Origin of the sequence: Enterovirga sp. (genome assembly GCF_035325185.1) — a bacterium.
Lineage (GTDB): Bacteria > Pseudomonadota > Alphaproteobacteria > Rhizobiales > Beijerinckiaceae > Enterovirga.
The window spans coordinates 1-8,881 of record NZ_DAOLAJ010000119.1 but is presented as its reverse complement, the minus strand read 5'-3'; the positions used below and the strand labels follow the sequence as shown (position 1 = coordinate 8,881).

Annotated in this window: 13 protein-coding genes; 1 reads left to right on the top strand and 12 read right to left on the bottom strand. The window is 67.3% G+C overall.

Annotation, left to right across the window (positions count from 1 at the left end):
* Nucleotides 1-119: 119 nt before the first annotated feature.
* The 10 genes from PKD06_RS16990 to PKD06_RS16945 all read right to left on the bottom strand — a co-directional run bounded on the left by PKD06_RS16990 (nt 120) and on the right by PKD06_RS16945 (nt 5,576).
* Nucleotides 120-665, bottom strand: a complete 546-nt coding sequence (locus PKD06_RS16990; protein ID WP_324382191.1) for a S26 family signal peptidase — start codon at nt 663-665, stop codon at nt 120-122.
* Complete coding sequence (locus PKD06_RS16985; protein WP_324382189.1) at nt 662-1,180, bottom strand: DUF2840 domain-containing protein; 519 nt, start codon at nt 1,178-1,180, stop codon at nt 662-664. Before PKD06_RS16985 ends, PKD06_RS16990 begins: the two co-directional genes overlap by 4 nt.
* Nucleotides 1,177-1,431 (bottom strand): hypothetical protein, encoded by a 255-nt coding sequence (locus PKD06_RS16980; RefSeq protein WP_324382187.1) that lies wholly within the window; start codon nt 1,429-1,431, stop codon nt 1,177-1,179. Before PKD06_RS16980 ends, PKD06_RS16985 begins: the two co-directional genes overlap by 4 nt.
* On the bottom strand, nt 1,428-2,171 hold the full coding sequence (locus PKD06_RS16975) for a site-specific DNA-methyltransferase (protein ID WP_324382185.1): 744 nt from the start codon (nt 2,169-2,171) through the stop codon (nt 1,428-1,430). The genes PKD06_RS16980 and PKD06_RS16975 overlap by 4 nt, the downstream gene beginning before the upstream one ends.
* Nucleotides 2,168-2,821 (bottom strand): ParA family partition ATPase, encoded by a 654-nt coding sequence (gene parA, locus PKD06_RS16970; protein WP_324382183.1) that lies wholly within the window; start codon nt 2,819-2,821, stop codon nt 2,168-2,170. The genes PKD06_RS16975 and parA overlap by 4 nt, the downstream gene beginning before the upstream one ends.
* Entirely contained in the window at nt 2,818-3,981 is a 1,164-nt protein-coding gene (locus PKD06_RS16965; protein WP_324382181.1) for a replication initiator protein A, read from the bottom strand. Before PKD06_RS16965 ends, parA begins: the two co-directional genes overlap by 4 nt.
* Nucleotides 3,982-3,993: 12 nt before the next feature.
* A complete protein-coding gene (locus PKD06_RS16960; protein WP_324382178.1) occupies nt 3,994-4,281 on the bottom strand; it encodes a helix-turn-helix domain-containing protein in 288 nt (95 codons plus the stop codon).
* Between the two features lie 140 nt (nt 4,282-4,421).
* Nucleotides 4,422-4,883, bottom strand: coding sequence for a DUF2285 domain-containing protein (locus PKD06_RS16955; RefSeq protein WP_324382176.1), 462 nt, complete (start codon nt 4,881-4,883; stop codon nt 4,422-4,424).
* The gene (locus PKD06_RS16950) at nt 4,834-5,184 is read right to left on the bottom strand and encodes a DUF6499 domain-containing protein (protein ID WP_324382174.1); all 351 of its coding nucleotides are present in this window, start codon (nt 5,182-5,184) and stop codon (nt 4,834-4,836) included. Before PKD06_RS16950 ends, PKD06_RS16955 begins: the two co-directional genes overlap by 50 nt.
* A 131-nt stretch (nt 5,185-5,315) precedes the next feature.
* Nucleotides 5,316-5,576, bottom strand: coding sequence for a DUF2285 domain-containing protein (locus PKD06_RS16945; RefSeq protein ID WP_324382172.1), 261 nt, complete (start codon nt 5,574-5,576; stop codon nt 5,316-5,318).
* Nucleotides 5,577-5,873: 297 nt separating this feature from the next.
* Here PKD06_RS16945 and PKD06_RS16940 point away from each other — a divergent pair, with 297 nt between their 5' ends.
* Complete coding sequence (locus PKD06_RS16940; RefSeq protein WP_324382170.1) at nt 5,874-6,146, top strand: helix-turn-helix transcriptional regulator; 273 nt, start codon at nt 5,874-5,876, stop codon at nt 6,144-6,146.
* 218 nt (nt 6,147-6,364) lie between these two features.
* Here PKD06_RS16940 and PKD06_RS16935 read toward each other — a convergent pair whose 3' ends face one another.
* Together PKD06_RS16935 and PKD06_RS16930 are read right to left on the bottom strand one after the other, a co-directional pair.
* Nucleotides 6,365-7,561 (bottom strand): DUF932 domain-containing protein, encoded by a 1,197-nt coding sequence (locus PKD06_RS16935; protein WP_324382168.1) that lies wholly within the window; start codon nt 7,559-7,561, stop codon nt 6,365-6,367.
* Nucleotides 7,562-7,930: 369 nt separating this feature from the next.
* Nucleotides 7,931-8,242: a DUF736 domain-containing protein gene (locus PKD06_RS16930; RefSeq protein WP_324382166.1), complete on the bottom strand. Its 312-nt coding sequence runs from the start codon at nt 8,240-8,242 to the stop codon at nt 7,931-7,933.
* Nucleotides 8,243-8,881 lie beyond the last annotated feature (639 nt).

Genomic DNA, 8,881 nt, shown 5'->3' with positions numbered 1-8,881 from the left:
CACCAGTTCCGCGTCGATGACGAGCGTGCGGATGCGGCCGGAATAGCCGGTCCCGGTCTTCCGGAACGCACCGATATTGGCCATGGAGATCTCCTTCGATTGCAGGGTGGTGGAGAGGATCAGCGCGTCGGGGCGCGCCACTGGAAGCGACCGTCGCCAGCCTCGTCGGTCCACAGGGGGACGGCGCGCCCGATGATCCGGTCGGCGGAGAAAAGGCCGAAGTAGCGACCGTCGAGACTGTCGCGGACCTGCGGGTTCATGAGGAAGACCTCGCCGGCCGGGATGAGCTTGCAGCCCTGCCAGACGGGCAGGTCGCGGCCGGCGCGATCGCGCTCCAGCGCAGCGCCGACCGTTATATTGTCGACGGTGATGACGAGGCCGGTCCGGCAGACCGTCTGCCCGGGAGCCGCGAGGACGCGCTTCAGGAGCGGCACACCCCTCGGCAGATAGCCGCGCTCGGCGAGGAAGATCGCGAGCGGTTCGGGCGCATCGACCGCGACAAGATCGGACACACCGAAGGAGTCGTCGGGGTTGATCTCAAAGAGCCCGATCGGCGCGCTGGCGGAGGCGTTCCAGATCAGCTTGATCGGCATGGGTACGAGCGCCGGATAGCCCACGCCGGCCGCCGCGAGCGCCGTCGTGAGGATGAGAGCGGCGCGCGTCACGGCACGATGTTCCTGCGCTTCAGCCAGGCTTCATGGCGTGCCACCGTGTAGGCGCCCGGCGCCTCGCCAACGCCGATCCGGTGATGGACATGACGCCAATGGTCGGGGGCGACATCGCAGGGATCGATGCCGAGGGCTTCGATCGCGTCGATGACCCGGAGCACGTGCTCGACCCTCGGCCAGTCATGGAGCTTCAGCAGGATGTCGCCCCCCGGGCGCACGAAGGGCAGCGTCTGGAACGGCTCGCCGCGCCCGACGGCCCGCACGATGTCGACGCGCGAGACGATGGTGCCGAACCCGTTCGAGGCCCAGCGCACGAAGGCGAATATGGAATCCGGCGCAAAGCCGACGACGCTGCGGTGCCGGTCGAGGATCTGCTCGAAGCTTTTGCGGCCGAATCTGATCCAGTGCTCGATCCTCTTCTTCCGCCACGTCAGCTCGACGGAGGTGGTGAAGGGTGCGAGCTCGTCCGGCAGCGGACGGCCGCGCATGGGCTGGCTCGCGGTGCCGGTCATGGCGCGTCTCCTTCGGTGGCTGGAAATTCGCGGGCGAGCAGGTCGCGCAGCATGTCGGCGACCGTGATCCCGCGCCGGAAGGCGGCGACCTTGATGCGGCCGCGCAGCTCGGGCGTGACGTCGATGGTGAGTCGTGCGGTGTGGATCGCGGCCGTGCCGGTGCGTCCGGCCGGCATGTCGCCCGCCTTGATCCAGTCGCCGGGATCGGCCGGGCGCATCGTGAAGCCACGCTTGTCCGTGCGGGCCGTCATGACGCGCCGCCGTGGTGGAACGGCAGCACGGATGCGATGCGGGCGCGGGCGCGTTCGGCCATGCCGGCGTCGATCTCGCAGCCGAGATAGCGACGGCCGGAGAGCCGGCAGGCTTCGCCGGCGGAGCCCGAGCCGGCGAACCAGTCGCCGACAAGGCCACCGGGCGGGCAACTCGTGCGGATCAGGATTTCGAGGAGCGCGGACGGTTTCTCGGTCGGATGGATCGCGCGGCCGTGGCAGTTGCGCAGGTAGATGACCGAACGCATGAGGCGGGGGCCGCCGTCATGGCTGACGTAGTGGCCGGTATCGATCCGGCCGGTATGGAGAGGACGCTGCCTCCGCCGGGCCGTCCGTGCGGTCGCATCCGGCGTGGTCTGGACGTCGTTGTAGACGTCGCGCCACGCAGACCCGGCGGGATAGAACTGGACGGCCAGTTCATGCACGCGCTTGAAGCGGTCCGCATGGAAGCCCGTGCCGTTCTGCTTCTCCCAGACGATCTCCTGGGCCAGGCGCAGGCCGGCATCGGCGAAGCGATCGGCGGTCCCCATGAAGCTGCGCAGCGAACCGAAGACCCATACCGAACCGGTCGGCGCGAGGGCCGCCTGGGCAAGCGTCAGCCAGCCGTCGACGCGCCGATCCCAGGCGAGCGACGTGTCGCCGTAGGGCGGATCGGCGACGATCATGTCGAACGGGCCGTGCCCTGGCATGAGGTCGCGGCAATCGCCGGTGAGGATCGTCATGGCGCGATCCTCCCGATGCGAAGCCGTTCGATCTCGGTGGTGAGCGCCGTGATCTCGCGCGCGGCCGAGCTGTCGCCGTCGATCTCGGAGGCGAGCCGGCCTGACTGCGCGGCGTCGGCGAAGACGACGCGCTGACCGATGGTGGCGGCGAGTACGGGCGGATCGTGGTCGGCCAGCGTCTCGGCCGTCTCGCGGGCGATGACGGTGCGGGCGCCGCAGCGGTTGAGCACGAACCGGGCCGCGAGCTGGGGCCGGTAGATGCGGGCCTCCGCAAGGAGGGAGAGCATCTCGGCCGAGGCCCAGCCGTCGAACGGCGAGGGCTGCACGGGGATCAGGACGAGGTCGGCGGCGAGCAGTGCGGAGCGCATGAGGCCGGCCACGCGCGGCGGGCCGTCGATGACGACGTGATCGACGTCGCGCGCCAGCTCGGGCGCCTCACGATGCAGCGTGTCGCGCGCCAGGCCGACGACGCCGAAGAGCCGGGGCAGGCGCTCGCGCGAGCGCTGCTGTGACCAGTCGAGGGCCGAGCCCTGCGGGTCGGCGTCGATCAGCGTGACGCGCTTTCCCTTCCCTGCCCAGGCTCCGGCGAGATGCAGCGCCAGCGTTGTCTTGCCGACGCCGCCCTTCTGGTTGAGGAGCGCGACGATCATGACGCCCCTCCCGGCCTGCGGGATCGGGATGCCATCCGGGCACGTGAAGTATCGTCGGCCGTAGAAGCGGATTTACGGAAAGACGTATCCCGCATAGAGTCATCGGAGGCCACATCGGATGTGTCGAGGCATCCGCTTCCGATGTTGTCCACATCACGCGCGGTCCCAGAAAAGTTAGATTCTGTATTAGATTCTAAGTTAAGGGCCGGAATCGCTGTTTCGGGCCAGAGTCTTAACTGCGATTCGTGCGTGCGAAGTCCCGATACCGTCTGCGTGCGAAATCCCGATAGCCCTGCGTGCGAAGTCCCGAGCGTTTCCACAGCCTTGTCCACAGGGGCTGTGGATGGACGGATTCCCAACAGCTCCCGGCCGCCGTCGCGCTCGATCCGCAGGCGGTAGCCGGGCAGCGGCTGGCGCAGGACGATGCGGCGGAGCTGGAGCGCGAAGTCGGAGACGCGCGCCAGGCTGCCGGATTTCTCGTGGAGATGCGGGACGTCGAAGAGCCAGCCGCCAGGCTGGCGGCCCGCATGCTTGCGCGCAACGCGGTACAGCCAGCGCTCGATCCCGCCGCTCAGCCGGAAATAGGCCGGATCGATGGTGAGAACCAGCGAGCGGTCGACGACGCCGCGGTAGAACCAGTCGGGCAGGACGAACTCCATGCCTTCGACGCGGCCGTCGGCGCGGGTGAGTTCCTCCCATTCGTTGATCCAGGAGAACTGGTGCCGTCGCCAGTTCTCACCGTGCCGGATGTTGGTGCGGATGACGGTGGACTGGAGACGGGTGAGCGCGCCCTTCAGGAGCTTGTAGTCGCGCGCGCCGGTCTCCCGGCCGATGGCGGTGAGAAGCTGGTAGGGCGTGAACCGGAGGAAGCGCGAGGTCCTCAGGCCGAGGTTCTCGGCCTCGACGATCTGGCTTGCGGCCCAGATCAGGACGTCGGCATCCCAGATGGTCGCCATGCCGTGCTGCTGCACGGCGAGGACCTCGACGCGGACGTCTCCCGCCTCGTAGAGGATCGGCACGACACGCTTGGCCTTGGCCAGCGAGAAGAACGGCCGTTCCATGAGATCGCGCTGGTCTCGCGGCTTCGCATCGCCCGTCGCCACGACGAATGGGTCGAGGGTGTTGCGCTCGCTGGAAGCGGTGAGACGGCGGCGAGGCATTCTGCACGCGCCTCAGCGATAGCGGCGCGCGATGCCGTGGGCGGCCGGCACGATGTCGGCATGGCGCTTGGCCGGCAGGACGGAGCCGCGCGGGTCCGAGGTCGAGGTGACGGCCCCGCGCCCGGCCCAGGTATCGAGGTCGTCGATCGCGTAGACGACGCGACCGCCGAGCTTGCGATAGGCCGGGCCGGTTCCGTAGGTGCGGTGCTTCTCGAGCGTCCGGGCCGAAAGGCTCAGAAACTCGGCAGCCTCCTTGGTGCGCAGGTAGCGCGGCGGCAGAACGACGGGTGCGTGTGGCATGGATCGGGCCTCCGTGAGCTTGCAGGCCGCCGCTGAGGAGGAGCGACGGATGGCGATCACGGTGGCGGAGGGAGCGCGACAGGGGGGATGGGGAATTTAAGGGGGCTAAAATCCCCACCCCTGGCGCGGGAGCTTCCGAGCTAGGATCGGCGGCGATGACGAAGCAGGTTCAGATAACCGCCGGCGACCATGGCGAGGCCGCCCCCGACCAGCCCGATGACGGAATCGCGCAGTGGCGAGGTCTTCCATGGATCGGCGGCAACGCGTGTCTCGCCGTAGATCGCTATGGCGATTTCGCGATAGGTCGCGCCCCTCATGTGTCCGTCGACCGCCTGAAGCATCAGGCGCAGACGCCGGCGCTGCTGGCGCGTCAGCCGCGTGTCGGCCAGGGGCCTGCGGCCGTGCAGGATGCGCCAGAAGCGCGTCAGAGCGTCGATCCGATCGAGCAGATCGAGGTCGATCGGAACGAGGGCGACGAGGGCACGGCGGTCGCTGCCGGGAAGGAAGAGCAACTGGATGGGCTCTTCCGCCGGGCAGAATGCGTAGACGCCCTCAGGGGCGTCCCTGACCGCTTCGAGATCCGGGAGGGCCGCGGTCGACATCCAGGGCAGATGGTCGGGGACCGCCGCAATCGTCAGCACGGACGGAACGGCTACGGGCGACCAGAAGACCGCTTGGGCGAGGGCGGACAAGCTCGGCCGCGCGGGGAAATCGCAGCCCCCACCGCCGCTGATCCTCCAAGGGAAGCGGCGCGGTTTCCTTCCGAGCGGTGGTGAGGGCCCGATACTGACGTTGATAGGGTGTCTGCCGGCGCAAGCATTCCCACGCCAACCCTTCGGGCGAGAGGTTGTCGAAGTAGTCGTAGCTGTCGTTGTCTCGCCAGCGAGAAGTGTCGGGCCGCATCCTCCGCCTCCCTTGACTCGAAAGTCGAGCGGAAGATGATTTCCGGGCACGACGGGCGACGGAAGCTTGGGCGGCAGCATGGCGCGATGCAAAAGATGCATCGCCACCGCAAAATATCCTTTTATTTATAATTAGTTGCAACGACCAAGCAAGAGCTGGCGATAGCCGCTTTGCGTCATCCAGTGGGCGCGGCGGAGATGGCTGTCGTAAACCGGCCACGCCCGATCGGGCTCACGGGCCGGGTCGATTCCGAACAGCACTTCGACCGCTTCCTGCCAGTCGGCGCCATCGGCCTCGGCATCGAGAAGGCGGGCGTACAGCTTGACGTGCTTCCTGTCGTATTCGGTCAGGTGTCGACCGGACGGGGCTACGTCCTCGAACGGCTCAATCATTGGCTGGCTCGCCTAGACGGCGATCGCATTGCTTGTCGCGGGCCGCGATCTGATCGCGCGTAATGCCAGATGCCAGTGTCTGCAATCGGATTCTGAGGCGCATTCCGCCGGTCTCCAATGCCGCATTTACGTACTGCAGATCAGGCTTGCCGGCCCTCCGACCCTCGCGCTTGCGGCCGCCCCTAGGCTATCGCGACGAGAAGGGTGGACCGCGAGGGGACTCCATTCTGGGCGTCCCGTAGGTTTGTCGAGAATACTCCGTGGTGAGATACTCTACAAGCGCGTGCTCTCCCGCGCATGGAAATACGAGAGGTACTGGCGCTGAATCTGAGGACGCTTCGGCAGGCGCGAGGCTTGTCGCAGGAGGAGCTTGCCCATCGCGCACGGATCGACCGCACCTACATCAGCGCGCTTGAGCGAAGCGTCTATGCGGCAGGCATCGATGTCGTCGACAGGCTCGCTCGTTCCCTCGGTGTGGAAGCCGCGGACCTGCTGAGGCGACCGGCCCGTGATCAGGCACGTAAGGGAACAAAAAGAAGGATCGATGTCCGGCCAGCGTCTGACGAATGAAGAATCGGATGGTCGTTCCCCTCTTCGTGTCATGGCATGATCCGGGTCGCGGCTCTGATGCCCTTCGCATCGCGAGCCGGGCGCAGCCCGGCGAGCGGCGGCCGTGCCGATGAGGCGCGACCGCGCCGCCGATCCGGATTTCCGGATCGGCGGGAAAGTCCAGATGCTGAAAGCCTGAAGGCCGCGCAACCGGATGCCCGGTTGCGCAGCCTTGCCGACTATGCCGCCTTCTCCAGCAAGGTCCTGGCCTTCCCCTCCAGTTCAAGGCGGCTGTCCTGATGGGCCTTGGCGCGGGCATGCGCCGTCATGCCCTGCACGAAATCGAAGATGCTCTCGGGCGGGCGGCCTTCCTCGGAAAGGACGGTCTCGATGATCCGGCCGGTCTCGGCCTTGCTGAACCCCCGCTTGCGCAGGAAGCTCTCGCGCTCCTCGTCGGTGCGGGCGACGATGCGCTCCCGCGCCGCCTTGATCCCGGCGACGAACGGGGCGGGCGAGGAATGGGCGAAGCTCGTCAACGCGGGCGCCGCCTCATGGGCGAAGCGCTGAGCTGCGAACTTGCTGTGCCGGATCGTGATTTCCTCGAAGTTCTCGCAGCCCCAGAGGTTGCGGTTCATGCAGACCGCGCGAAGATAGAAAGAGGCGATGCCGAGGGTCTTCGACCCGACTTCGCTGTTCCAGGCATAGAAGCCTCGGAAATACAAATCCGGTTCTCCGTTGGGCAGGCGTCCGGCTTCAATGGGGTGCGTGTCGTCGACCAGGAAGAGGAAGACGTCGCGGTCGCTGGCATACAGTGTGGTGGTGTCCTTCGTGACGTCCACGAAGGGATTGTGCGTCATGGTCGCCCAGTCCAGCACGCCCGGCACCTTCCAGAGCGTGTCGCCCGTGCCGTTGCCCGCGATCTTCATCACGGCGGCGACAAGCTCATGATCCCAGATGCGGCCGTAATCCGGGCCAGTCACGGCGCGAAGCTCGACGCGGCCGTCCTCCGTCTCCAGCGTCTTCACAAGCTCGGCGCGGTGCGACAGCAATCCATGTTGCAGGTTGATGCCCGCGAGCGGCGCGGGAAGCTGGCGCATATAGGTCGCGGGCGCGCCGACGAGGCTGCACAACTGCCCGAAACTCCAATGCGTCGGGGCGACGGGCTGCTCCTGTCCGGGCACGATGAGCGAAAGCCGCTCCGCATTCTCCCGGCTCGCCTCCACGCGCACGGCGCGGCTCTCCACGGTGCGGGCCTTGGCGCGATCCGCACGCGCCTTCACGGCGTCGTAGAGCCCGGTGAGGGACAGATAGCGCTCGTCGTCCGGGCGCGAAAACCATTCCGACGACACGCGACCGATGCGCTCGCCGCGTGAGATGTCCACGCGGAAGCCGCCATTGACCGCCTGCCGGCTCTGGCTGCTGCTGATGAGGTTCATTGTCCTGTTCCTTTCCCGTCGATGCCGAAGGCATGTCCCCCGGCATGCCTTCCGGGGGCGCGAGAGCGCGCGGGATGGGAGGGGCACATGCCGGCGCGCGGAGCCGGGCTGCGAGACGAGCGGAGCAGATGACGATGTCGATCAGGCCGGGGTGATCGGCCGCTCTGCGAGGCCGCGGCCCTGCTCTGCAACAGGCGGCATTTGAGGGGAGAAAGGGACAAGGTCCCTTGGCTTCCCCTCCGGATCGGGAAGGCGCAAGCCGCACCCGATCACGACAAAGCGCGCGCAGCGCTCCGTCTTTTCGGATGGCGGCGGCGGAGATGAGCATGACGAAGCCCCGCTTGCGCGGGGCCTCGCCGGTGGCCGGTGTCAGTCGGCGGCGCGGCGGCGCGACCAGATCAGCGCCAGATCCCCGCCTTCGGCCTCGACCAGGCTCGCATAGATCGGAGCCGGGAAGGACGGGTCGTCGAGCTTGACCGAGAGGTAGTCGTTGCCCTTGTCCGACCGCTTCCTCCAGGCCGCCCCGAACTCGGTCGTGCCGGTGAACACGCGGTAGTCCGGACCCTTCTGGTTGTCGCCCTCGACGGGGACGAACTTCACCGACTTGACGTTGAGGGTGAGGGTCTTGACCGAGCCGCTGTAGCCGTTCTCGGTGCAAGAGAAAGTGCCGATCGTCGCCATGTCGTGGTTTCCTTCTGCTGATCGGACCGCGGCCATCGCGATCTCGATGATGGTCGATGGACCGGGGACGATCGGCCCGCACCCCTTGGGGCCGGAATGCAATGGAGGGCGGCCGGCGACGGCCTTTTTGCCTCGCGATGCAAAGCCGAAGGCGGCGGAAAAAGGCTGGCGCCGGACGTTGCGGGATTGAGATCGAGGCGGCGCTTGCGTCGCCGGTCTTTGGTCAGACCAAATCAATCGGGATCGAGATGGGTGTGGTGTGGCCTGATCAGCGGATAGGAAGGAATGCACGTCAAGGCTGCGATGGCCCGGCGCACTCTGTGGCATCGGCGGGTTCGCTGGCTCGCTCGAGCGTCAGCGCCTCGCGTTCGACGTCAAGGCGGTGAAGTTCCTCCCATCGCCACGGGGCGATGGCCGGAGCCGACCCGACCCGCCTGTTCGGTACCGCGAACCGCCGAGTTCGGAGCGGCCTGGAGGAAGCGGTCGGACAAGGACACCCCTACCTCCTCCAGCCACAATCATCAGAGTCTTGCTGCTCGATCGCCTCCATGCGGGCCCGGTCGAGATGAGAGTGAGGATGGATATGGTGCTGCCGTCCGGTCCCTGCCGTTGTGTCGCCGGCCACGGCAGGCCATCGGT

What these genes read in the sequence shown, in the direction of transcription:
- PKD06_RS16930 (WP_324382166.1), bottom strand. Translation starts at nt 8,242, where the DNA reads ATGGCGACGATCGGCACTTTCTCTTGCACCGAGAACGGCTACAGCGGC.
- PKD06_RS16950 (WP_324382174.1), bottom strand. Translation starts at nt 5,184, where the DNA reads ATGCGGCCCGACACTTCTCGCTGGCGAGACAACGACAGCTACGACTAC.
- PKD06_RS16945 (WP_324382172.1), bottom strand. Translation starts at nt 5,576, where the DNA reads ATGATTGAGCCGTTCGAGGACGTAGCCCCGTCCGGTCGACACCTGACC.
- PKD06_RS16975 (WP_324382185.1), bottom strand. Translation starts at nt 2,171, where the DNA reads ATGACGATCCTCACCGGCGATTGCCGCGACCTCATGCCAGGGCACGGC.
- PKD06_RS16935 (WP_324382168.1), bottom strand. Translation starts at nt 7,561, where the DNA reads ATGAACCTCATCAGCAGCAGCCAGAGCCGGCAGGCGGTCAATGGCGGC.
- PKD06_RS16980 (WP_324382187.1), bottom strand. Translation starts at nt 1,431, where the DNA reads ATGACGGCCCGCACGGACAAGCGTGGCTTCACGATGCGCCCGGCCGAT.
- PKD06_RS16940 (WP_324382170.1), top strand. Translation starts at nt 5,874, where the DNA reads ATGGAAATACGAGAGGTACTGGCGCTGAATCTGAGGACGCTTCGGCAG.
- parA (WP_324382183.1), bottom strand. Translation starts at nt 2,821, where the DNA reads ATGATCGTCGCGCTCCTCAACCAGAAGGGCGGCGTCGGCAAGACAACG.
- PKD06_RS16985 (WP_324382189.1), bottom strand. Translation starts at nt 1,180, where the DNA reads ATGACCGGCACCGCGAGCCAGCCCATGCGCGGCCGTCCGCTGCCGGAC.
- PKD06_RS16965 (WP_324382181.1), bottom strand. Translation starts at nt 3,981, where the DNA reads ATGCCTCGCCGCCGTCTCACCGCTTCCAGCGAGCGCAACACCCTCGAC.
- PKD06_RS16960 (WP_324382178.1), bottom strand. Translation starts at nt 4,281, where the DNA reads ATGCCACACGCACCCGTCGTTCTGCCGCCGCGCTACCTGCGCACCAAG.
- PKD06_RS16955 (WP_324382176.1), bottom strand. Translation starts at nt 4,883, where the DNA reads ATGTCGACCGCGGCCCTCCCGGATCTCGAAGCGGTCAGGGACGCCCCT.